This window comes from Phaeobacter sp. BS52 (assembly GCF_045040595.1).
GTDB classification, from domain to species: Bacteria; Pseudomonadota; Alphaproteobacteria; order Rhodobacterales; family Rhodobacteraceae; genus Phaeobacter; species Phaeobacter piscinae.
Map to the genome: position 1 here is coordinate 2,397,169 of NZ_CP090662.1, position 22,732 is coordinate 2,419,900.

Sequence of the window (22,732 nt, forward strand, 5' to 3'; positions counted from 1 at the left end):
GGGTCGGAGGCGCATATCTCTGCCACGCTTTAAGGAGGCCCGACATGTTCATTCAGACCGAATCCACGCCCAACCCGGCGACGCTGAAATTCCTGCCGGGCCAGACTGTTCTGGAGATGGGCACCGCTGATTTTCCAACCGCAGATGCCGCAGGCAGCTCGCCTCTGGCGCAGCGAATCTTTGCCGTTTCCGGGGTCACCGGCGTGTTCTTTGGCAATGACTTTGTCACGGTGACCAAGGCTGACACCGTTGAGTGGGACCACATCAAGCCCGCGATCCTGGGTGCCGTGATGGAGCATTTCCAGTCCGGCCAGCCCGTCATCTCAGAGGGCGGTGAGCAAACCTCGGGCCATGCCGAACACACCGGTGAGGATGGCGAAATCGTCAACCAGATCAAGGAACTGCTCGACAGCCGTGTCCGCCCTGCGGTGGCACAGGATGGCGGCGACATCACGTTCCATGGCTTTGATCGCGGCGTTGTCTATCTGCACATGCAAGGTGCCTGTGCCGGTTGTCCGTCTTCAACGCTGACCCTGAAAATGGGCATTGAAAACCTGCTGCGTCACTACATCCCGGAAGTGACCGAGGTACGCCCCGTTGCCGTCTGACGCCCTCGTCCTTGGATTTGATACATCGGCCGCGCATTGCGCGGCCGCTTTGTTGCAGGGTGACGTCATCCTTGCCCAAGCTTGCGAAGAGATGGCGCGCGGACAGGCCGAGCGTCTGATACCGCTGCTGGAAGAGGTGCTGGATCAGGGCGGAGTGACTTGGGCGGATCTTGATGCGCTGGGAGTTGGCGTGGGTCCGGGCAACTTCACCGGCATTCGCATTGCCGTCTCAGCTGCGAGAGGCCTGGCACTGGGGTTGGAAATCCCCGCCGTCGGCGTCAGCGGGTTTGAGGCGCGTGAGCACCCCGGCACATTCGCCGCGGTACCTGCGCCACGTGATCAGGTCTATGCGCACCCGCCCGGAGACGACCCTCGGCTGATGCCGCTTGCCGAAGCGCAAGCCATCGCAACCGCGCTGAGGCTGGAATTGGTTGCCGAGGCGACGCCACCGCGCATTGCCGAAACAATCGCGCGTAGGGCTGCAGAGCGCTACAAAGACACTATATCCGCCCCGGCCCCGCTGTATCTGCGAGCGGCTGACGCCGCCCCCGCCAAAGACGCACCGCCAACACTGATTGACGGCTAAAATCTGCCTGCTGACCATGACAACACCCGCGCATAACCACCCGAGCTCTCCGACGCCGGAGGACATGGCCCGCACCCATCAGGCTGCCTTTCTGCAGGGGCGCCCCTGGTCAGCACGCGAATTTGCGGCCCTGCTGGACAGCCCCTTCAGCTATGCCGTCGGGGATGCGCGCAGTTTTGCCCTTGGCCGCGTCGTTGCGGGAGAAGCGGAACTGCTGACGATTGCCACCCACCCCGATCATCAACGGCAAGGTCTGGCGCAGGCGATTCTGGAGAGATGGTGGGAGGTCGCCTTGGCGCATGGTGCAACCGATGGGTTTCTGGAGGTCGCAGAAGACAACCAACCGGCCCGCAGCCTGTACAAGGCTTATGGATTCGCAGAGAGCGGCCGACGGGTCGGATACTACCCCCGCCGAGGCACAGCAGCAGTGGACGCAGTGCTCATGAGCGTCAGTTTACGCAAGGCCGAAAGCGCAGAATAACACCAAAAGGTCAAAAAACGGTTGACCCTTTCCGCAGCCTACGGCCTAAATTGTCGCACCTTTTTAAAAACACATGGGTTGGGGCGGTCAAACTGGCCGCATCAAGAACAACAAATTGGGAGTACCCCTATGACCCTGATGAAATCCCTGATGAGCGCCGCGGCAGCCGTGGCGCTGACAGCAGGTGCTGCGATGGCAGAACCGGCGCTGATCTTCGATCTGGGCGGCAAGTTCGACAAGTCCTTCAACGAAGCAGCCTTCACCGGCGCGCAGCGTTGGGCTGAAGAGACCGGCGAGAGCTTCCGCGAAATCGAACTGCAGTCCGAAGCTCAGCGTGAGCAGGCGCTGCGCCGCTTTGCCGAAGCGGGCGCCAACCCGATCGTGATGGCAGGCTTTGCCTTCGCCGATGCACTGGGTCAGGTCGCTGCAGACTACCCGGACACCAAGTTCGTGATTATCGACATGGTTGTCGATGCACCCAACGTCCGCTCTGTGGTCTTCAATGAGCACGAAGGCTCCTATCTCGTGGGTATGCTGGCAGCCAAGGCATCCAAATCGGGCACCGTTGGTTTCATCGGCGGCATGGATATCCCGCTGATCCGCAAATTCGCCTGTGGCTACGCCGAGGGCGTAAAAGCGGCCAACCCGGACGCAACCGTGATCGCCAATATGACCGGCACCACCCCGGCGGCCTGGAATGACCCGGTCAAAGGCTCCGAGCTGACCAAAGCGCAGATCAGCCAGGGCGCTGACGTTGTCTATGCAGCAGCAGGCGGCACTGGCGTTGGCGTACTGCAGACCGCAGCTGACGAAGGGATCCTGTCGATCGGCGTGGACAGCAACCAGAACCACCTGCACCCGGGCAAGGTCCTGACCTCCATGATGAAGCGCGTCGACAACGCTGTGTTCGAAGCCTTCTCCGACGGTCCTGAGCTGGAAACAGGTTTCTCTGTCATGGGCCTGTCGAACGGCGGTGTTGGCTTCGCAGTTGACGACAACAATGCGTCCCTGATCACCGAAGAGATGACCGCTGCCACCGATGACGCGGCTGCCAAGATCGCAACCGGTGAGATCACCGTGCATGACTATATGTCGGACGACAGCTGCCCGGCTCTGTCCTTCTAAGCACTGAACTGCCCCCCGGCCCACCGTGATCCCCTTGCGATCATGGTGGTGACCGGGGGTTTCATATTGCCCGGAGGCTGCGCCTTTGCCGCCTCCGGGTTTGGTTTTTCCTAGGTTGGCTAAAATGCACATGTTAACCGCTCGTCGCTGTGACGCGGATCTGTGCCAACTGATCAAGGATGAATAAGGGGAGCCCGAATGACGGCACCAGCAATTGAACTAAAAGGCATCTCCAAAGCCTTTGGCCCGGTTCAGGCCAATAAGGATATCTCAATCCGTGTTTCCCCCGGCACGATCCACGGGATCATCGGCGAAAACGGGGCGGGCAAATCAACGCTGATGAGCATCCTCTACGGGTTCTACAAGGCCGATAAAGGCGAAGTTTGGATTCACGGGAAACGGACCGAAATTCCGGACAGCCAGGCGGCGATCTCCGCCGGGATCGGCATGGTGTTCCAACACTTCAAGCTCGTTGAAAACTTCACCGTGCTGGAGAATATCATTCTGGGTGCCGAGGACGGCGGGCTGCTAAAGCCCTCGCTCAGCAAGGCACGCAAATCGCTGAAAGATCTGGCAGCCGAGTATGAGCTGAACGTTGACCCTGATGCGCGTATCGACGAAATCGGCGTGGGTATGCAACAGCGCGTCGAGATTCTGAAGGCGCTCTACCGGCAGGCCGACATTTTGATTCTGGATGAACCGACCGGCGTGCTGACCCCGGCAGAAGCGGATCAGCTGTTCCGCATTCTGGACCGGCTGCGCGCTGAGGGGAAAACGATCATCCTGATCACCCACAAGCTGCGCGAGATCATGGAATATACTGACACCGTGTCAGTGATGCGCCGTGGGGAGATGACCGCCACCGTAAAGACCGCCGAGACCAGCCCCGAGCATCTGGCCGAGCTGATGGTCGGTCGCAAGGTGCTGCTGCGCGTCGACAAGGTTCCCGCGACCCCTGGCAAACCGATCCTCGAGATTGAGAATCTCAGCGTTGTTGATGAGGCTGGTGTCGCGCGTGTTAAGAACATTGATCTGACCGTCCGAGCCGGAGAAATCCTGGGGATCGCCGGTGTTGCGGGCAATGGCCAGTCCGAGCTGATGGAAGTCTTGGGTGGCATGCGTGAAGGTCAGGGGAGCATTCGCCTTAATGGCGCGCCCTTGCCATTGTCTGGTGCCGGATCTGACGCCCGCGCACGTCGCGCAGCCCATGTGGCCCATGTTCCCGAAGACCGCCAACGCGAAGGTCTGATCATGGACTTCCACGCCTGGGAAAACGTCGCATTCGGCTATCACCACGCCCCTGAGTACCAGCGCGGTCTGTTGATGAACAACGCCGCCCTGCGCGCCGATACAGAAGCCAAGATGGCCAAGTTTGACGTGCGTCCGCCGGATCCATGGCTCGCTGCCAAGAATTTCTCCGGAGGCAATCAGCAGAAAATCGTTGTGGCCCGCGAAATCGAACGCAACCCGGAGCTGTTGCTGATCGGCCAGCCCACACGGGGCGTCGATATCGGCGCAATCGAGTTTATTCACAAGCAGATCGTCGAATTGCGCGATCAAGGAAAAGCCATCCTCTTGGTCTCGGTCGAGTTGGAAGAGATCCTGTCGCTCGCCGACCGTGTTGCTGTGATGTTTGACGGGATGATCATGGGCGAACGCCCGGCAGATCAGACAGATGAGAAAGAGCTGGGCCTGTTGATGGCTAGGCGTCGCGGGGGAGGCCGCGTAAATGGATAAGATGCCCAAATGGGCCGATGTCGTGCTGATCCCGCTGATCAGTCTCATATTGGCCGCTATTCTGTCTGCCTTGGTGATCCTTGGCATTGGTGAAGACCCGATCGCCGCGGTGAACCTGATGGTATCCGGCGCGCTGGGATCGACCTATGGCTGGGGCTATACGCTCTATTACGCCACCAATTTCCTGTTCACGGGCCTGGCAGTCTCCGTGGCCTTCCACGCGCGGCTGTTCAACATCGGCGGTGAAGGTCAAGCCATGCTCGGCGGCCTTGGGGTCGCCCTGGTCTGCCTTTATATCCCGTGGCCACATTGGTCGCTTGCATTGATCTTTGCCAGCCTTGGCGCGGCACTGTTCGGGGCAGCCTGGGCGGCCATTCCAGCCTATCTTCAGGCAAAGCGCGGCAGCCACATCGTGATCACCACCATCATGTTCAACTTCATCGCTGCTGCGGTGCTGAACTATGTGCTGGTGAACCTGCTGCGCCCCGAAGGATCAATGGACCCGGCCACAGCCCGCTTTCCTGAAGCCGTTCACCTGCCGTCGCTGCATGAGCTTCTGGCGCCGATCGGCATCGAGTTTTCCAAGGCAGCCCCAGCGAATGTCAGTTTCCTTGTAGCAGTTGGTGCCTGTATTGCCGTCTGGCTGCTAATCTGGCGCACCAAGCTTGGTTATGAAATTCGGGCCTATGGCAACTCTGAATATGGCGCGCTCTATGCCGGGATTTCTCCGGTAAAGATCACCATGATTGCCATGCTGATCTCAGGCGGTCTGGCCGGTATGATGGCCACCAACAATGTGATGGGGGAGGCAGAGCGTCTGGTTCTGAACTCCACCGAAGGCGCCGGTTTCATCGGCATCGCCGTGGCTCTTATGGGGCGCAGCCATCCCTTTGGTGTGTTCCTTGCCGCGATCCTGTTCGGCTTCCTCTATCAGGGTGGCGCTGAACTGGCGCTCTGGACCAGCATCCCGCGCGAATTGATCGTGGTCATTCAGGCCCTGGTGATCCTGTTCACGGGCGCATTGGACAATATGGTGAGAGGCCCGCTGGAGCGGATCTTCCTTGCTCTGCGCCGGGGGAAAGCGTGATGGATTTTCTGACTCTGATCCAGGTGCTTGACAGCACCGTTCGTCTTGCCACGCCGCTGCTCCTGGCCTGTCTGGCAGGTCTGTTCTCTGAACGTGCTGGCATTTTCGACATTGGCCTTGAAGGCAAGATGCTGATGGCTGCCTTCTTCTCCGCTGCGGTTGCCGCGACCACCGGGAATGTCTGGTTGGGCCTTTTGGCCGGTATCGCCTCTTCACTGGTCCTCAGCGGGCTGCACGGCCTTGCCTCGATCACCTTCCGTGGCAACCAGCTGATCTCCGGTGTGGCGATCAACTTCCTCGCTGCTAGGCATGACGGTGCTGATTGCACAGGACTGGTTCCAACAGGGCGGTCGTACTCCGTCCCTGTTCTCAGGTGGTCGTTTTGAACCACTCAATCTGCCGTTTGCGGATGCACTGGCGGATGTGCCGGTACTGGGCCCGATCTATAGTGAGCTGCTGTCTGGCCACTCCGTGCTGGTCTATCTGGCCTTCCTCGCGGTGCCCGCGACCGCATGGATCCTGTTTGGCACCCGCTTTGGCCTGCGCCTGCGCGCCGTCGGGGAAAACCCAGCAGCCGTTGATACCGCTGGTGTGTCCGTGGTCGGGCTGCGTTACGCTGCCGTGATGATCTGTGGCCTCCTTTGCGGGATCGCGGGTGCGTATCTTGCGACCGCACTTCAAGCCGGGTTTGTGAAGGACATGACCGCAGGCCGGGGCTTCATTGCCTTGGCAGCGCTGATTTTTGCGAAGTGGCGTCCGTGGCATGCGCTTGGAGCCTGCCTTCTGTTCGGCCTCCTGCAAGCGGTTGCCCTCCGGTTCCAGAACATCGAAATCGGGACCTTTGTGATCCCGGTACAGATGATGGACGCGTTGCCCTACATTCTGACAGTCGTGATTTTGGCTGGGTTTGTTGGCAAGGCTGTACCGCCCAAGGTCGAGCGGTGAGCCCTACGTCAAGGAACGCTGATATCCAGGTCCATTCCGCATAGTCCCTTGGGACTGTGCGGAAACATCGTCAAGCGCCCGGCCATGGTCGGGCGTTTCGCGTTTCACTCTACTTGCACACGTCAGACAGCAATCAACAGCACCGGGTGCCCTGCCGAAAATCATAGGTCCAGTTTTCCCCACAGCATCAGTCCTGTTTTCTGCACAGCGGCATCGACAGTTGATTTTACGCAGGTGCTGCGGTCTAACACTGATATGCAGATTTATCTTCCCATCGCCGAGGTGTCGGTCAACGCATTCCTGCTTCTGGGGCTCGGCGGTATGGTCGGCATCCTGTCCGGCATGTTCGGGGTTGGCGGCGGCTTTCTGATGACGCCGCTCTTGTTTTTCATCGGTATCCCCCCGGCGGTTGCCGTAGCTACCGAAGCCAATCAGATCGTCGCCTCCTCTTTTTCCGGCGTTCTTGCCCATTTCAGGCGGCGAACCGTCGACATCAAGATGGGTCTGGTCCTGCAAGCCGGAGGTCTGCTTGGCGCGGCGCTCGGGGTTGTGGTCTTCAACTATCTCAAGGCGCTTGGTCAGGTCGATCTACTGGTCAAACTTTGCTATGTCGTCTTCCTTGGCGTGGTTGGCGGGCTGATGTTCGTCGAAAGCCTGAACGCAATCCGAAAATCCAAGGCCTCCGCAGGCGCGGCGCCAGCGCCCCGCAGACAGCGTGGCTGGGTCCATGCTCTGCCATTTAAGATGCGGTTTCGCACGTCTGGTCTCTACATTTCGGTCATTCCACCACTGCTGGTCGGTGTTGTTGTAGGTATTCTGGCAGCGATCATGGGGGTTGGTGGTGGTTTCATCATGGTGCCTGCGATGATCTATATTCTGGGCATGCCAACCAAAGTTGTTGTGGGCACATCGCTGTTCCAGATCATTCTGGTGACGGCCTTCACCACCATGCTGCACGCCACCACGAACTACACTGTGGATATCGTCCTCGCGGTTCTGTTGCTTGTCGGCGGCGTCATCGGTGCGCAGATCGGCACTCGGATTGGGGTTTATCTGAAGGCAGAGCAGTTGCGTATCCTGCTCGCCCTTATGGTGATCGTGGTCTGCGTCAAGCTCGGTCTGGACCTCTTGCTCATGCCGTCCGAGCTCTATTCGCTCGGCAGCGACGGGGGCCATTAAGATGCTCCGTCGCTCTGTCCATCGTAATCACCACGTCGAGGTGCGCTCAGGCTTGCGTCGCGCCAGTCGACGGCTTTGTGCAGCAGTCTTCTTGGCGATGCCGTTCACGCCACTGGCCTCAGCCCCAACGGCAGCACAAACCGCCACCATCCTAGCCGACAGTGAACCCGCAGCCGGACCGCGCGAAGAGGTTGTCCTGGGACTCAGCCAGGACCGTGTGGCCATCACTGCCAACTTTGACGGCTCGGAGATCCTGATCTTTGGCGCCGTGAAGCGCGAGGCACCGATCCCGCAGGATGACCCGCTTGAGGTGATTGTCGCAGTGTCCGGCCCGGCGTCTCCGGTGATGGTTCGGCGCAAGGAAAAGAAGCTGGGGATCTGGGTCAATACTGACAGCGTTCTGGTGGACTCAGCCCCCAGCTTCTATGCCGTCGCAACCAGCGCACCCCTCTCGCAGGTGCTGAGCGATACAGAAGATCTGCGGTATCGGGTATCCGTGGGTCGTGCGATCCGCTCGGTTGGGGCCGGGATGCACATTCGCGGCGCCCAGCGATTTGCCGAAGCCGTGATCCGCATTCGCTCCGAAAATGATCTCTACTCACTACGGGAAAATACCGTCGCTGTGGATCAGCAAACCTTGTTTCGCACGGCAATCGACATGCCTGCCGACCTTACCGAAGGGGCCTATAGCACGCGCATCCTGCTGACCCGAGGGGGGTCAGTGGTGGCCCAGTACGAAACTAGCATCGACGTACGCAAGGTGGGGCTGGAACGTTTCCTCTATGCGATGTCGCGGGAGCAGCCATTTCTCTACGGTTTGATGTCACTGGCCATTGCGATTGCCGCGGGCTGGGGAGCCTCCGCTGCCTTCCGCCTCCTGCGCAGAAGCTAAGGATAGAGCCCCCCGCAGTGCAACGCGCGGCACCACCCCCAACAGATGCGCTGCCAGATAGCTGGTATGGTGCCGGGCGGGAGCTCGCCCGGATCTCGCCTAACCGCGTCCAATGTAGGGCATGGTCGTCGCCATAATCGTCATGAACTGGACATTCGCCTCAAGTGGCAAATCTGCCATATGAAGCACAGATTGCGCGGCGTCTTCCACAGCAAAGGTCTGCATCGGTACAGCAGACGGATCAGCTGCGACCTGTCGCACACTCAGATCTTCCACCATGGGCGTACGCGCGTTGCCGATATCGATTTGCCCACAGGCGATCTGAAAGGGTCGCCCATCCAGTGACAGGCTACGGGTCAGCCCGGTAATCGCAGATTTTGTCGCGGCATAGGGCGCTGATCCGGGGCGCGGTACATGGGCCGCGATGGATCCGTTGTTGATGATCCGGCCACCCTGCGGCGATTGCTGACGCATCTGCCGAAAGGCCGCGCGCGCTGCCAGAAACATACCGTTTAAGTTCACATTGACAGCGGCAAACCAATCTTCCAGCTCAATTTCGTCGATGGTGCCCGAAGGGGTGAATATACCAGCATTGTTGAACAGCACATCCACCCGCCCTACCCGTTTTGCAAAGCAATCAAAGGCGTGGTCGACAGCGTCAGGGTCCGTCACGTCGGCAGGGAGAACATGAGCTGTGTCACGATCCTGCGCGACCTCTTCCAACTGTTCTGCACGACGCGCCAACAGGCCAACCTGCCAGCCCTTTTCCAGAAACAACTCAGCCACGGCACGACCAATGCCGGAGCTTGCCCCAGTTATCAAGATCGTAGGTTTGGAGACTTGATCCTCTGCGCTCATACCGGGCTGTCCTCCTGCATTTCCAAGGTCAGAGCGCTGGCTGGTGCTGCACGCAGGTCGTCCACCTGCAGCGGGCCGGTTGGCTTTGCCAGACGGTTGCGCACCACCCAGATAAGCCGTTCCTGTGCCCGTGTGATGGCGACATAGGTCAGCCGCTTCCACAGGGGCTGACCAGCCTCCACCCGTCCCATCCGCGCAGCCGCGTAGATGTCCGGGGCAAAAACCTGTGCTGTCGGCCACTGCGATCCTTGGGCCTTGTGAATGGTGACCGCTGCCCCATGCAGAAACGCGGCCCCCATACGCGCGGCAAACGGAATGAAAGGCTCTTCTTCTTCGGGCTTTTCAATCTTCACGATTGATGCGGCGGACACCTGAGGGTCTTCTGCCCCCATTACATGAAGACGCGAAAACCCCGGTTTCCGGCCCGGCCCGAGATAGATCACCTGGGCGCCCTTGATCAGACCGCGGGCCTCCAGATCCAGCCGTTTCTTGCGGTGTTTCATCGGCAGTTCAATGCCATCGCAGATCAGCGGTTCGCCCGCCAGCAGGCTGTCTTCCGGGGCACCATGCACATTTCTGAAGGCGTTGATCAGCCGAATTCGGGTGTTGTTGCGCCAGACCAAGACTGGGGAGCGCGCCATCAAATCGACCTCCACCCGCTGACCCCAGACCACGCGCTCATCCTTGCGGGAGAGATCTTCGACCATACGCTCAAAATCCTCAAAGCCGACGTCCGGATCTGCAAGCGCATGGGCAAGATCCAGAATAGGGTTGCTTCGGCCTCCTGGCGGTGTATGCGGTTGAGGATCAGCTTGCGCTCTTCCGGCAGTGTTTCAAAGACCATCGCACCAGATTGGTTCACTGGCGCCAGCTGTGCGGGATCTCCGAACAGCAACAATGTCGGAAAAATCTCCTTCAGATCCTGAAACTGGCGATCATCCAGCATGGAGGCCTCATCGATAAAGCCGATGTCCAGCGGCTCCTCTCGGCGTTTCCAGCCGGTGATGAAATCGGACCCCCGCAGCCCGGCAGCCGCCAAGGCGCCTGGGATGGATTTATTGCGCTCATAGAAGGCTTTGGCACGGGCCAGCGCCTCCTCGGTTAACCCTTCAATTTCCGGCTCGTCACCGCTACCGGCCAGCCATTCGGCAATTCGCTCGTATTCAGGATCATAGACCGGCGTGTAGAGAATTCGGTGGATCGTGGTTGCAGGCACACCCCGCAGGCGCAGAACACTGGCCGCTTTGTTTGTCGGCGCCAGGATCGCAAGCGTGCGGCGGTCCTCGTTTTTCTTCCGGCTTTCATAGTCGCCCGATACGACTTCAACCCCGGCTTTCTCCAGTGCCTTGTACAGCTCCGCCAGCAACAGCGTTTTGCCGGAACCGGCCTTGCCGATCACAGCCATTGCACCGCCGTCACCGCGCGGCGGGTGTAGCAGATCATCTTCCAGATCGACCCCCGCGTCATGAAGAAGACTGCTGACGCGATCAAAGGCAACCGCCTGATCATCGGAGAATTTTATGGGTGCTGCGCTCATGTCGCGACCCTACAGGGGCAGGGCTGGCTGCACCAGAGCAGACGGCCCGGCATGTCCCGGTTTTGGCAGAGGTCAGGTCTGCCTCTCACGTCCTCTTCAGCGCAGTTGTCAGCCGGTCAGGGCGACGGGTCCAGGCTCCCCTGCCCCGCCAAACGAACGATCAAACCACAAAGTCGACAGCTCCGGCTGGATACCCGCCTTCTGTGCAACGCGATGATAGGCCTCCGACGAATAATCCCAAAGGCCTAGGCAGATCCGGTCCCGCCCCTCGCCCATGGTGCCAATGACGTCCGGACTAAAACCAAGCGACCGGTAGATCCGGACCATACGACGGTCAAACACCCCTGCAAAATGGGCGATGTTGAAGTTGCGCATGATCTCCAGCCCGGCCAAGGTCAGGGCTCCGGCGACGTTACCACTGACATCACGCGAAAGGCAGAACCGCGTACATTCCCAGATCAGCGGGCTACAGATCGCGTCGCCTCCAGTTAGTTCAGGAAAGACATCGTTTACCATGATCGGACCAGTGGAAGGCAGGAACCGCATAGAGCCACCGTGGCGGCCATCAGCCTGCTCCCAAATCACATAAAGCGGATCAAGCGCATCATATTCGTCGCGCTCTTCTCCTTGAGCATCTACCGAGACATCCCACCCGAGCCGCGTCTTGAATTGATCGGCGCGGTCCACAAACATCGAATGGGCCAATTCACGGTGCTGGTGCAGGTCGTGTGCATATACATAGCGAAGCATAATTTAGTCCCCTTTAGATAGAAAAGTGGGACCAGATTACGACCAGAAGAGATTCTCAACTATAAGGTTAATGAATTCCTGTAGCTTCAACGCGTTAAATGATGATCAGCCCGAGACTCAGTGCACGCGCGATGGCATGGGTGGTGTTGATAGCCCCCAATTTGAATCGCGCGCTCTCGATATAGACACGTAAAGTATGCTCCGAGATCGTCAGCGTCTTCGCCACCTGTGCACGGCTATAGCCCATCGCTAGCAGGGTCAGCGCGTCAATCTCGCGCGGGGACAGCGGTTGCACATGTTCCGGGCTGCGATCGGGTTCAAACTCCAGCGCCTTGCGATTGAAGTAGTGCCCGATCAGGATCAGATCTCGGCTGTGTTTGTCAGTGAACCGGGTCCACGTGTCATCATCGCAGTTGTGACTGACCGTAAACAGCGCAAATTGCCCGTTCGGCCCCCGGATCGGGATCGAATATCCCTGATTGCCGACGTCATGCGCCAAGGCGTCTTGCAGAAATTCACGCGCGGGTTTGGAGGACCAGTCAAGGCGGCGCCAGTCGACCGGGTGGAAACGCTGATAGCATCCGATAATCACAGGATCGACGCGCACATAGGCCTTTTCCTGATAGCGCTCGACCCAGCCTTGCGAATAGGTGCCAAAATGATAGTGATCGCCCGCACTATCCACCCAATGATACATGGCATGATCAACCTCGAAGGTATCGCAAACCCGTTGGATGATCTCCTGCAGACCATCGACCGAGGTCGTCGCGTCCAATACCTCAAGGATCAGATCAAGATTAACTTTGGTTGCCATAAATTGCCTGAATCTCACTTAGTCTTGGCACAGGTCCCCTGCACCGTTGCGGCTGCTGGTATGCTCTACAAACCGCGTTCTTAGTCTTTGTGCCGCGATCGTCGCGGAAGCGTCAACGACATGCCAGCATATTGATCGAATTTTTATTTCATAGGGGATTATCTAGTGCGCCGCCACACAATGTCTGCCCCATCAGCACCAAGTCGCCTGCCCTTACAACGTCACGATCCGCTGGGCGGCAACGTACCAAACACACGAAAAACCCCGCCAGTCCTATCGGTGACTGGCGGGGCGAAACTGACAGAAATCAGCTGGAGGTTCTACCCTGCCAAGACATCTTCCAGGGTCCGCAGCCCGGTACGCGGCGCCTGGACCAGAACGGACATATTGCCGGGTTTATGTTCATTGCGCAGCATCTTCATATGGGCCTCCGGCAGATCCGACCAAGAGAAGACCTCAGACATGCAGGGATCCAGACGACGCTCTACCATCAGCTTGTTCGCTGCGGCCGCCTGTTTCAGATGCGCAAAATGTGAACCCTGCAGGCGCTTCTGATGCATCCACATATAGCGCACGTCAAAGGTCAGGTTATAGCCGGTGGTACCGGCGCAGATCACAACCATACCACCCTTTTTGCAAACAAAGGTCGAGACTGGGAATGTGCTTTCGCCGGGATGTTCAAACACCATGTCAACATTATTGCCCTTGCCCGTGATATCCCAGATCGCCTTGCCAAACTTGCGCGCTTCCTTGAACCAATGGGCATATTCAGGGGTGTTCACTGTCGGCAGCTGGCCCCAGCAATTGAAGTCTTTGCGGTTGATGACACCTTTGGCCCCCAACCCCATGACGAAGTCGCGTTTGCTCTCGTCAGAGATCACGCCGATGGCATTGGCGCCAGCGGTGTTGATCAGCTGGATCGCATAAGAGCCAAGGCCACCCGAGGCACCCCAGACCAGTACGTTCTGGCCAGGCTTCAGATCATGTGGTTCATGGCCGAACAGCATCCGGTAAGCGGTGGCCAGTGTCAGCGTATAACAGGCGCTTTCTTCCCATGTCAGATGTTTGGGGCGCGGCATCAGCTGCTGTGACTGAACATTGGTGAACTGGGCAAAGGATCCATCAGGGGTCTCATAGCCCCAGATCCGCTGGCTGGGGGAGTACATCGGATCGCCGCCGTTGCATTCCTCATCATCACCGTCGTCCTGATTGCAGTGGATCACCACCTCATCGCCGACCTTCCAGCGCTTCACCTTGTCGCCAACCGCCCAGACAATGCCAGAGGCATCGGAACCTGCGATGTGAAACGGGGCGCCATGCCCATCAAAGGGGCTAATCGGGGTGCCAAGTGCGGCCCACACACCATTGTAGTTCACCCCGGCCGCCATCACGAGAACGAGCACATCGTGGCTGTCAAGTTTAGGCACATCGACAACCTCCTGCACCATGGCGGTGTCGGGGTTGCCGTGGCGTTCCTTGCGGATTGTCCACGCATACATTTTCTGCGGCACATATCCCATCGGAGGCAGTTCACCGATCTCGTAGAGCTCTTTTTCAGGGGCCTCGTAGGAGAGGGCGCCGTTCTGCGTATCCAAAGCCATGCTGGCCTCCTTTTTTCCGCTGTTCGCCGCAATGCAGAATCGCAGCTGCTATCTAGGGAATAAGATTCACCAAGCAACAATGCAACATCATTTATTCAATTTGGGTAACTTTATAACCCAGCAAACGCGGAATATTCCTTCGCACTCGCAGCAAAAACCCCCTATTCAGCCTGCGTTTCGGGCAGATCAGGGATGAGATGTCGAATGGAATTCGCATAGTAGACAAGCAGATCCCGGCGCTCAGCGACTACCTGATAGCGGTTCTGGTGCTCTTCCAGGATCCCCCGGGCTGTCAGCTGACGCAGCCCGGCCTCCGCTGCGTAACCCTGCCCCCCGCCCGGCGTATGAATATGGGCAAAGGGCATCTGTGCCAGTAGCCCCTCCATCGCCTGTTCGATCTCAGACCGGCTCAACGGGTCGGAACCAGACGACAAGCGCACCAGCGTTGCGGCCACCAGAGCCACCGGCAGAACCGGAACACATTCACCAATCCGCCCCATCAACTCCTCCGCCAAGACCGTCGGCGCATCTTCCTCCCCGTCGCGCAACATAAACGCCCGCAGGCTGAGTGGACGCCCGAAGCTGACCGCCGCATATCCAAATCGTTGGTAACGTCCTGTGAGCCAGAGCATCAGTTGACGCAGCATTCGGATGGCGACCACATGGATGCGCGGACGAAACCGCCGCTCTCCGGCTTGGGCCGCCGACGTCAGAATCTTGTCCTCAAGGACACGGTCGTAATTCAGAGCGACCGGCACAAACACCACATCCCGCCCCCCTTCGCCCTGCGCCAACTGCCCATCGACAATATACTTGAGCAGCCCCACCTTCGGCTCGGCCAGGGCGCCGTCCAGGCTGAGCCCGCCCTCGGGAAACATCGCCTGTGTCACACCGCCTTGCGTCGCCAAGCGTACGTAGGTTGCAAGAACACGGCGATAGAGGTCATTTCGTGACTTCCGACGAATAAAATATGCGCCCATTGCCCGGATCAACCGTGATAAGGGCCAAACTCGCGCCCACTCCCCCACCGCATAGGAGAGCGCAGACCGATCTGCCGCGAGGTAAGTGATCAGCACGTAGTCCATATTTGACCGGTGGTTCATCACAAACACCACGGTCGCCTCCGGATCAATGGCCTTAAGCGCGGCTTCGTCGACGTGACCAAGGCGCACCCGGTAGACGGCGTTGGACAGAAACCGAGCCAGGCGGATCGCAATGCTGAAATAAGCAACGGCAGAGAACGAGGGCACAATCTCACGCGCGTAGCGGCGTGCCTCCTCAAAGGCGACGTTCTCCGGAATACTCATATTACGCGCATGATCCGCGATCGCTTGTGCCACCTGCGGGTCGTAAATCAGACGCTGAATCATGTCATAGCGCCGCGCCAGTTTGAACGGCTGAATAGGACGCTCAAGCCGCCGATTGAGACGCGCCACCGCACGCTCAAGCCGACGACGAAAGAACCACCGCACCGAAGGGAACAGAAAATGCGACGCAAAGGTGATCGCAGCAAACAGCAGGATCAGCACAAATAGCCAAAGCGGGAGTTCCACGGTCTGCGTCATCCCGCCAAGCCTTGCCCAAACCTGCCCGGTTTACAAGCCTTTGCAACCTCACCCCCCAGCCACCGATCGACCATTGTGGCCCTGCTCATCACGGCGGGCCAGCAGCGTGCGAACAGCCGTTTGAGAAGGCACCTCAACCAGTCGAAAAATGGCCATCGACAGGATTATAATGCCCGCCATGACAACGGTTGCGGCCAGCACGTAGATCCCGGTAAGCAGCCCGGCAGGCAGCAGTGTAAGCAGGGTCACGCCAATGTAATTGTGCAGCAGATAAACCGGATAGCTGATCAACCCTAGCCCAGCCAACGGTCGCCAAGCCAGAACCTGAGCCACCCTCAATCGCAAGGCACAGGCCGCAACTGCGAGAAAGATCAGGACCAGAAATGCCACTTCCCAGTTATCTTCAGCGCGGTAAAATGCCACCGAGAAGGCCCAGAAGACCAGCGCAGCCTGCCGCTTGTCGCGCGCTCCGGAATAGATTGCGGCAAAGGTGATGCCTGCGGCGAACAGATGCGCATAGGCTAAAAAAAGCGTCTCAATCACCACCTGCGGCACCAGCCCAGCAACCGCAAACTCTACCACTGCGAATATCGCCTGCATGATCAGCAAAACCAATGGCGCCACACTTCCAAAACGTCCCTTGGGTACCAACCAGAAAATCACAGCCGCCAACAGGTAGAACCGAACCTCAATGGCAAGTGTCCAATATACAACGTCGACGTAGCCATCGAACCCAAAGACACTGTGCCAGAAGCGCTGCGATGTGAACGTCCAGGAGGCCGCAAAGCCACTCAGATCTCCTCGTATGTCTTGCGTGAAATTGCTGCCAACGCTGTGCACAAAAACAAACGTGATGAGGGAACAAACCACCAGTGTCGGCCAAAGACGCGCCAGGCGTTTTAGCGCAAACCGCAGTGGCCCGGGCCGTTCGGAAAGCGACAGCGTAATGACAAATCCAGAGATGACGAAGAACAGCTCGACACCCATGTCACCGTATTTCGCCAGGGGCAACAATGCCGCACCGTAGGGGGAGTACTGCGGATAGGCCTGAAAATAGTGGTACAGCACGACTGCCAGCACAGCAACAGCGCGCAAGCCATCAACCTCGGCGAGGCGCCGCCCAGTGATCGTGTTCTTCAAATCAGTGCTCTTCTAATACAAAAATCAACTTATAAGGTCTTAGATCAAACACAAAACCACCTCAACAGCCTGCAAGCGACCTGAAAGCGCGAGAGCCGCTGTCTGACTTACAAATGCCGCAACGCAGCGAATTGACACGGGTCTATAATTGCTATTTAGATCCACTCAGAGAAATATAATTACCACAATCCTGCTGGGAGGCTGATGATGCCGCAGATGCAAAAAGACCGCCCTTGGCTGATCCGCACGTATGCGGGCCACTCCACTGCCAGCGCATCCAACGCGCTCTACCGTGCCAACTTGGCGAAAGGGCAAACAGGCCTTTCCGTGGCCTTCGATTTGCCAACGCAGACCGGCTATGACAGCGACCACGTCCTGGCTCGCGGCGAAGTGGGCAAGGTTGGTGTGCCAGTCTGCCATCTGGGCGACATGCGGTCCCTGTTCGACCAGATTCCGCTGGAACAGATGAACACCTCCATGACCATCAACGCCACTGCCCCTTGGCTGCTGTCTCTTTATATCGCGGTGGCGGAGGAGCAGGGCGCAGACATCTCAAAATTGCAAGGCACCGTGCAGAACGACCTGATCAAGGAATACTTGAGCCGGGGCACCTATGTTTGCCCCCCCAAGCCCAGCCTCAAGATGATCGCTGATGTGGCTGAGTATTGCTACACCAATGTGCCCAAATGGAACCCGATGAACGTCTGCTCCTATCATTTGCAGGAGGCGGGCGCGACGCCCGAGCAGGAGCTGGCCTTTGCGCTCGCAACCGCGCAGGCGGTGCTGGACGAGCTGAAACCGCGCATCGCCCCGGAGGATTTCCCGGCTATGGTCGGTCGCATTTCCTTCTTCGTGAACGCCGAGCATCCGGTTCGTGACCGAGATGTGCAAGATGCGCGCCTTTGTTGATCTTTGGGATGAAATCTGTCGCGACCGCTATGGCGTCGAGGATCCCAAGTTCCGCCGCTTCCGCTACGGCGTGCAGGTGAACTCGCTTGGCCTGACCGAACAGCAACCGGAGAACAATGTTTACCGTATCTTGATCGAGATGCTGGCTGTGACCTTGTCGAAAAAAGCGCGAGCCCGCGCCGTGCAGTTGCCCGCCTGGAATGAGGCGCTTGGCCTGCCCCGCCCCTGGGATCAACAGTGGTCCATGCGGATGCAACAGATCCTCGCCTATGAGACCGATCTTCTGGAATATGGCGATCTGTTTGATGGCAACCCAGCTGTGGATGCAAAGGTAGAAGACCTGAAGACAGGCGCCCGTGCTGAATTGGCGAATCTGGAATCCATGGGCGGCGCGGTGGCCTCCATTGAATACATGAAGGGCCGGTTGGTCGATTCCAACGCCGAACGCCTGAACCGGATTGAGAAAAACGAGACCGTTGTTGTTGGCGTCAACAAATGGACCGAGGGTGAGCCATCTCCGCTACAGACCGAGGACGGCGGCATCATGGTGGTCGACCCGGCGGTCGAGCAAGAGCAGATCAGCCGTCTGGATGACTGGCGCAGTGGGCGCGACGATGACGCAGTTCAAACAGCGCTCATGGCCCTGCGGACCGCAGCGCAAAACGGTGACAATATCATGCCGCCTTCCATCGCCGCAGCCAAGGCGGGTGTCACCACCGGCGAATGGGCCGAGGAAATGCGCAAAGTCTATGGCACCTATCGTGGCCCGACCGGTGTTTCAGGATCGGTATCCAACAAAACTGAAGGCCTGGATGAGTTGCGCGACAAGGTCAACGCGGTGAGCGATCAACTTGGCCGCCGCCTGAAATTTCTGGTCGGGAAACCTGGCCTCGACGGCCATTCAAATGGTGCCGAGCAGATCGCCTTTCGGGCCCGCGACTGCGGCATGGACATCACCTATGACGGTATTCGCATGACCCCGGAGGAACTAGTCGCCTCGGCCATCGCGGATGACGCCCATGTTGTTGGCATGTCAATCCTTTCCGGCAGTCACCTCCCCCTGATCGAAGAGCTGATGGGCCGAATGACAGAGGCCGGTCTTGCGCATGTTCCGGTTATTGTCGGAGGAATCATTCCAGACGATGACGCTGACCGCTTGAAAAAGATGGGGGTGGCTCGTGTTTATACACCCAAGGATTTTGAGCTCAACGCAATCATGGGAGACATTGTCGAACTTGCGAAACAACCAGAAACAGCTGCGCATTAGCGGATTTTCGCAAATAAAAAAAATCGAAACAACTTTCTTGATGAAATCGCCATGAATATGGGGCCATAAATGAATGCACCTCGACGTATCACGTCGTGCATTCATTCATGGAGATAAAAATGGCCGTTGACCTCACATCGATGTCGCGAAAAGAACTTTTGGAATTGCAGACAAACGTCGAAAAGGCGTTGAAAGACGCTGAGCAGCGTGAGCGCATCGAAGCATTGAAAGCCGCGGAAGAAGCCGCCGCCAAATTCGGTTTCTCCCTGGATGAGATTGCCGGAAATGGCCGTAGCACTGCCAAGAAAACCAAGGCCGCTCCGAAATACCGCAACCCTCAAAACCCGGAAGAAACCTGGACCGGCCGTGGCCGCAAACCACATTGGGTTCATGCAGCGCTGACATCCGGCGTTGATATTTCCGACCTGGAAATCTGATTTCCCGAAACTGAGGGTAAAAAATGACTGTTCATATCGGGGCCGCCAAGGGCGAGATTGCCGAAACCGTTTTGCTGCCGGGAGACCCCTACCGCGCGAAATGGGCAGCCGAGACATTTCTGAAAGATGTGCGCCTTGTAAATGAGGTACGCGGGATGCTGGGGTTCACCGGCACATGGAATGGTCATCCGGTGACAATTCAGGGCAGCGGGATGGGCATGCCATCCCTGTCTATCTACGTGAATGAACTGATCCGCGACTATGATGCCAAGACCCTGATCCGCATCGGTTCCTGTGGTGGCATGCAGGACAAGGTGAAGATCCGCGACGTGATCCTCGCCATGACAGCGACAACCACCGGCTCCCCCTCACGCGGGATTTTCAAGGAGGTCAATTTCGCCCCCTGCGCCGATTGGTCCCTGCTCCAGGCGGCCGTAAAAGCCGCTGAAACCCATAAGCTGACCCCGCATGTTGGCGGCATCTATTCGTCGGATGTGTTCTACGATGAACGCCCGGATCTGAACGAACAAATGGTGCGCCACGGCATTCTGGGCGTCGAGATGGAGGCCGCTGAGCTTTACACACTTGCAGCGCGCTACGGATGTCGCGCCCTGGCAGTGCTGACCGTGTCCGATCACCTCGGCACAGGCGAGGCGCTGCCCTCCGATCAACGCGAACGCAGCTTCGGGGATATGGTGGAAATCGCACTTGCGGCGGCATTCGCCTGAACTGATCAAACGCTGTAGTCCAAAGAAAAAGGCAGCGCCTCATGCGTTGCCTTTTTCCTATTGGCAGGATCGCAGATCAGCTGCGCCCATGACTGCCATCGTAGCCATTGCGCTCAGGTGATTGCCAGCCGTCCAACGCAGTGCCCTCGGGCGTAAAGACCTCTACCAACAGCGGGTAGCACGCAGCGCTGTCGCTGGTGTGTTCCGATCCACAATCGCCCCCAGGACACGCACTTAATGCGCCCAACAGGTCGATTTCGGCGAAAAACTCAAGATGGTCACCGGGGCGCACCGGACTGGCCTTCATAAAATACCGCCCGGTATCGCGGGTAAACCCGGTGCACATGAAAACGTTCAGAACGTCGTGTACATGCCGCTCCGCGTCTGCCAGCGATAGGTTCAGTTCATCAGCCAGTGCGCGGGTCAGATTGGAGTGGCAGCAATGGTGATAATGGCCGCCGCCGAGAAGATTGCCGGTATAGGGATCGCAGCGTGTGCCAATCACATCATGTACCGAACCACCGTAGCTGTCGATCCCGTACCAGCCAAGACTATCGGCAACAATGGTCGCCATGGGGCGCAGATGCGGCAGTGTGCTCCACAGCCTCTCCCCGGCTGTCACATGGGTTCCGTGCAAAGCCCGCGTCTTGCCGGAGAAAAACCGCTCGCTCAGATCGGCGCTGTTCCAGAGGTTCAGGTCCCCCACCTGCGCCCCTTCGACCGATGTAATTCGGAAAAAACTGCTTAGCTGCAACACGAAAACAAGCCGCCTGGCGCGGGGCGACAATCACCTCATCGGTCTTCTGCGCTGTCTCCCGCGCTGCAAGGTATCGTGGCAAATCCGGCTTTGGCAGCGTTTCGTTGGGATAGCAGATCACTGGCGGGATCGCGCGCCGCTCCTCTGCATCAAACGGCAACCCTGTCTCGGCATTTGGGAGCTCAGTATTGGACATGGCGCAAACCTCTTTATTGTTTACGCCATGAAAGCCAAAGCGACGCCCCGAGACAAGCGGTGATTGCGACCGCGTTCCCAAGCCGCCTGAGGTCAGATCACCACCACATCCAGCGGCGGGAAGCCATTGAACCCGACCGATGCATAGGTGGTCGTATAGGCGCCACAGGCATGGATCACGACGCGGTCTCCGGCTTTCAGCTCCAGCGGCATTTGATAAAGCTGCTTTTCATAGAGCACATCGGCGCTATCACACGATGGGCCAGCCAGAATGCAGGGACCGGTCTGCCCATCACCATGATCCGTGGTGATGCGATAGCGGATCGCCTCGTCCATGGTTTCGGCCAGACCGGAGAATTTCCCGATATCCAGATAGACCCAGCGGTGCAGATCACCCGCATCCTTGCGCGACACCAGTAGAACTTCTGCCGCGATTGCGCCTGCCTCTGCCACCAACCCGCGGCCCGGTTCCGCCATGATTTCGCAGGCGTCCGGAAAACGCGCGTTCACCAGCGCCATTACTTCCTGCGCGTAGCGGTTCGGCGCCATCACCTCAGTGCCATAGCTGGCGGGAAAACCGCCGCCAATGTTCAGAAGGGTCAGCTCATGTCCGGCGCTCTTGGCCGCGCGCCAGACCTGCGCCACCTGATCAAGCGTGTCGGCCCACATCTGCGGATCACGGGTCTGCGATCCGACATGGAAGGAAAGGCCAGATACGCATAGGCCAAGGACGCGGGCACGGTCCATCAGGGTCAGCGCCATAGCAGGGGTACAGCCGAACTTACGGCTCAACGGCCAATCAGCGCCGGTCGCCTCAACCAGCAGACGGATACAAACCCGCGCACCCGGCGCGTGCTCAGCCAGTTTCTCCATCTCTGCCAAGGCATCAACGGCGAAATGCGTGATACCGATTTCATGCGCGAAAGCGATGTCCGCCGGGCGCTTGATGGTGTTGCCAAAGGTAATCTGTTTCGGCTTTGCGCCAGCAGCCAGACACATCTCGATCTCAGCCCGGCTGGCCGCATCGAAATTGGATCCCATGCTGGTCAGGCGCCTCAGGATCTGCGGCTCCGGATTGGCTTTAACAGCGTAGTGAATACGGGCGCGGCCCAGACCTTGCGCGAGGGCGGCGTATTGCCGGGCAACAGCTTGACTGTCGATCACCAGTGTCGGTCGGTCAAACGCGTTCTGTGCAATGTAAGACAGGTGGCGAGAAACGGGGACAATAGCATCTTGACGGGCAAGTTGCCCGGTTACGTTTGCGTTCATGGTCATCTCCAAAAGACCCGGCCATCTATGACCGCTCACTTCAATCAGAGACGTTACCGTCGCTACGTAACCATGGGGGATAACCCTTGGGACAGAGGCGCGTGCGTTGGCGTCTGTGCGCCATATCCACCAAAGCAATGAGTCGATCAAGCATTTTTTTCGCCCTATCCCTCAACTTATACGGGATAGTCGCACGTGCCGTGTTTCAGCGATCTCATCGGCCATAGAACATCGTGGTTTCAGGCAAAGCCCCTGCCTACCCGGC

The 22,732-nt window shown here is 58.4% G+C and carries 17 protein-coding genes and 4 pseudogenes; 12 read left to right on the forward strand and 9 right to left on the reverse strand.

The features are described from left to right. Positions 1–44: 44 nt before the first annotated feature. From L0Z65_RS11570 to L0Z65_RS11610, 9 genes and pseudogenes are all read left to right on the forward strand, one after another. Complete coding sequence (locus L0Z65_RS11570; RefSeq protein WP_014873501.1) at positions 45–608, forward strand: NifU family protein; 564 nt, start codon at positions 45–47, stop codon at positions 606–608. Then, positions 598–1,194, forward strand: coding sequence for a tRNA (adenosine(37)-N6)-threonylcarbamoyltransferase complex dimerization subunit type 1 TsaB (gene tsaB, locus L0Z65_RS11575; protein ID WP_405107753.1), 597 nt, complete (start codon positions 598–600; stop codon positions 1,192–1,194). The genes L0Z65_RS11570 and tsaB overlap by 11 nt, the downstream gene beginning before the upstream one ends. 64 nt (positions 1,195–1,258) lie before the next feature. Next, a complete protein-coding gene (locus L0Z65_RS11580) occupies positions 1,259–1,675 on the forward strand; it encodes a GNAT family N-acetyltransferase (RefSeq protein ID WP_405107756.1) in 417 nt (138 codons plus the stop codon). A gap of 129 nt (positions 1,676–1,804) precedes the next feature. Beyond that, positions 1,805–2,800 (forward strand): BMP family protein, encoded by a 996-nt coding sequence (locus tag L0Z65_RS11585; protein WP_096870527.1) that lies wholly within the window; start codon positions 1,805–1,807, stop codon positions 2,798–2,800. A gap of 198 nt (positions 2,801–2,998) precedes the next feature. Beyond that, positions 2,999–4,537: an ABC transporter ATP-binding protein gene (locus L0Z65_RS11590; protein WP_405107759.1), complete on the forward strand. Its 1,539-nt coding sequence runs from the start codon at positions 2,999–3,001 to the stop codon at positions 4,535–4,537. After that, a complete protein-coding gene (locus L0Z65_RS11595; protein ID WP_040171184.1) occupies positions 4,530–5,624 on the forward strand; it encodes an ABC transporter permease in 1,095 nt (364 codons plus the stop codon). The genes L0Z65_RS11590 and L0Z65_RS11595 overlap by 8 nt, the downstream gene beginning before the upstream one ends. Continuing rightward, positions 5,624–6,591: pseudogene (locus tag L0Z65_RS11600) on the forward strand (ABC transporter permease). Before L0Z65_RS11595 ends, L0Z65_RS11600 begins: the two are co-directional and overlap by 1 nt. 233 nt (positions 6,592–6,824) lie before the next feature. Then, positions 6,825–7,748, forward strand: a complete 924-nt coding sequence (locus L0Z65_RS11605; RefSeq protein WP_014879074.1) for a sulfite exporter TauE/SafE family protein — start codon at positions 6,825–6,827, stop codon at positions 7,746–7,748. A gap of 97 nt (positions 7,749–7,845) precedes the next feature. Beyond that, positions 7,846–8,640 carry a TIGR02186 family protein gene (locus L0Z65_RS11610; RefSeq protein ID WP_405112538.1) on the forward strand — a complete coding sequence of 265 codons (795 nt, stop codon included), beginning with the start codon at positions 7,846–7,848 and terminating at the stop codon, positions 8,638–8,640. A 99-nt stretch (positions 8,641–8,739) separates the two neighbouring features. On the opposite strand, the gene L0Z65_RS11615 is transcribed toward L0Z65_RS11610, so the two are convergent. The 7 genes and pseudogenes from L0Z65_RS11615 to L0Z65_RS11645 form a co-directional block, all read right to left on the reverse strand. Then, positions 8,740–9,498 (reverse strand): SDR family oxidoreductase, encoded by a 759-nt coding sequence (locus tag L0Z65_RS11615; protein ID WP_405107764.1) that lies wholly within the window; start codon positions 9,496–9,498, stop codon positions 8,740–8,742. Next, positions 9,495–11,035: pseudogene (locus tag L0Z65_RS11620) on the reverse strand (AAA family ATPase). The gene L0Z65_RS11615 and the pseudogene L0Z65_RS11620 overlap by 4 nt, the downstream one beginning before the upstream one ends. 108 nt (positions 11,036–11,143) lie before the next feature. Beyond that, a complete protein-coding gene (locus L0Z65_RS11625; RefSeq protein WP_118069571.1) occupies positions 11,144–11,785 on the reverse strand; it encodes an acyl-homoserine-lactone synthase in 642 nt (213 codons plus the stop codon). A gap of 94 nt (positions 11,786–11,879) precedes the next feature. Continuing rightward, complete coding sequence (locus L0Z65_RS11630) at positions 11,880–12,599, reverse strand: LuxR family transcriptional regulator (RefSeq protein ID WP_024098459.1); 720 nt, start codon at positions 12,597–12,599, stop codon at positions 11,880–11,882. A gap of 320 nt (positions 12,600–12,919) precedes the next feature. Beyond that, a complete protein-coding gene (gene ccrA, locus L0Z65_RS11635) occupies positions 12,920–14,200 on the reverse strand; it encodes a crotonyl-CoA carboxylase/reductase (RefSeq protein WP_405107769.1) in 1,281 nt (426 codons plus the stop codon). A 161-nt stretch (positions 14,201–14,361) separates the two neighbouring features. After that, complete coding sequence (locus L0Z65_RS11640; RefSeq protein WP_405107772.1) at positions 14,362–15,765, reverse strand: 1-acyl-sn-glycerol-3-phosphate acyltransferase; 1,404 nt, start codon at positions 15,763–15,765, stop codon at positions 14,362–14,364. A gap of 48 nt (positions 15,766–15,813) precedes the next feature. Next, positions 15,814–16,905 carry an acyltransferase family protein gene (locus tag L0Z65_RS11645; protein WP_405107775.1) on the reverse strand — a complete coding sequence of 364 codons (1,092 nt, stop codon included), beginning with the start codon at positions 16,903–16,905 and terminating at the stop codon, positions 15,814–15,816. Between the two features lie 207 nt (positions 16,906–17,112). Between L0Z65_RS11645 and L0Z65_RS11650 the strand changes: the two are divergent. The 3 genes and pseudogenes from L0Z65_RS11650 (at position 17,113) to deoD (ending at position 20,246) form a co-directional block, all read left to right on the forward strand. Then, positions 17,113–19,081 (forward strand): annotated as a pseudogene (locus L0Z65_RS11650) (protein meaA). A 119-nt stretch (positions 19,082–19,200) separates the two neighbouring features. Beyond that, entirely contained in the window at positions 19,201–19,518 is a 318-nt protein-coding gene (locus L0Z65_RS11655) for an H-NS family nucleoid-associated regulatory protein (protein ID WP_040180570.1), read from the forward strand. Positions 19,519–19,541: 23 nt separating this feature from the next. After that, the gene (deoD, locus tag L0Z65_RS11660; protein WP_096870518.1) at positions 19,542–20,246 is read left to right on the forward strand and encodes a purine-nucleoside phosphorylase; all 705 of its coding nucleotides are present in this window, start codon (positions 19,542–19,544) and stop codon (positions 20,244–20,246) included. A gap of 76 nt (positions 20,247–20,322) precedes the next feature. Here the strand turns inward: deoD and L0Z65_RS11665 are convergent. Next, positions 20,323–21,199: pseudogene (locus L0Z65_RS11665) on the reverse strand (urea carboxylase-associated family protein). 92 nt (positions 21,200–21,291) lie between these two features. Next, positions 21,292–22,473, reverse strand: a complete 1,182-nt coding sequence (locus L0Z65_RS11670) for a type III PLP-dependent enzyme (protein ID WP_405107779.1) — start codon at positions 22,471–22,473, stop codon at positions 21,292–21,294. Between the last annotated feature and the right edge of the window lie 259 nt (positions 22,474–22,732).

What these genes read in the sequence shown, in the direction of transcription:
- L0Z65_RS11570 (WP_014873501.1), top strand. Translation starts at nt 45, where the DNA reads ATGTTCATTCAGACCGAATCCACGCCCAACCCGGCGACGCTGAAATTC.
- L0Z65_RS11580 (WP_405107756.1), top strand. Translation starts at nt 1,259, where the DNA reads ATGGCCCGCACCCATCAGGCTGCCTTTCTGCAGGGGCGCCCCTGGTCA.
- L0Z65_RS11585 (WP_096870527.1), top strand. Translation starts at nt 1,805, where the DNA reads ATGACCCTGATGAAATCCCTGATGAGCGCCGCGGCAGCCGTGGCGCTG.
- L0Z65_RS11590 (WP_405107759.1), top strand. Translation starts at nt 2,999, where the DNA reads ATGACGGCACCAGCAATTGAACTAAAAGGCATCTCCAAAGCCTTTGGC.
- L0Z65_RS11595 (WP_040171184.1), top strand. Translation starts at nt 4,530, where the DNA reads ATGGATAAGATGCCCAAATGGGCCGATGTCGTGCTGATCCCGCTGATC.
- L0Z65_RS11605 (WP_014879074.1), top strand. Translation starts at nt 6,825, where the DNA reads ATGCAGATTTATCTTCCCATCGCCGAGGTGTCGGTCAACGCATTCCTG.
- L0Z65_RS11610 (WP_405112538.1), top strand. Translation starts at nt 7,846, where the DNA reads ATGCCGTTCACGCCACTGGCCTCAGCCCCAACGGCAGCACAAACCGCC.
- L0Z65_RS11615 (WP_405107764.1), bottom strand. Translation starts at nt 9,498, where the DNA reads ATGAGCGCAGAGGATCAAGTCTCCAAACCTACGATCTTGATAACTGGG.
- L0Z65_RS11625 (WP_118069571.1), bottom strand. Translation starts at nt 11,785, where the DNA reads ATGCTTCGCTATGTATATGCACACGACCTGCACCAGCACCGTGAATTG.
- L0Z65_RS11630 (WP_024098459.1), bottom strand. Translation starts at nt 12,599, where the DNA reads ATGGCAACCAAAGTTAATCTTGATCTGATCCTTGAGGTATTGGACGCG.
- ccrA (WP_405107769.1), bottom strand. Translation starts at nt 14,200, where the DNA reads ATGGCTTTGGATACGCAGAACGGCGCCCTCTCCTACGAGGCCCCTGAA.
- L0Z65_RS11640 (WP_405107772.1), bottom strand. Translation starts at nt 15,765, where the DNA reads ATGACGCAGACCGTGGAACTCCCGCTTTGGCTATTTGTGCTGATCCTG.
- L0Z65_RS11655 (WP_040180570.1), top strand. Translation starts at nt 19,201, where the DNA reads ATGGCCGTTGACCTCACATCGATGTCGCGAAAAGAACTTTTGGAATTG.
- deoD (WP_096870518.1), top strand. Translation starts at nt 19,542, where the DNA reads ATGACTGTTCATATCGGGGCCGCCAAGGGCGAGATTGCCGAAACCGTT.
- L0Z65_RS11670 (WP_405107779.1), bottom strand. Translation starts at nt 22,473, where the DNA reads ATGACCATGAACGCAAACGTAACCGGGCAACTTGCCCGTCAAGATGCT.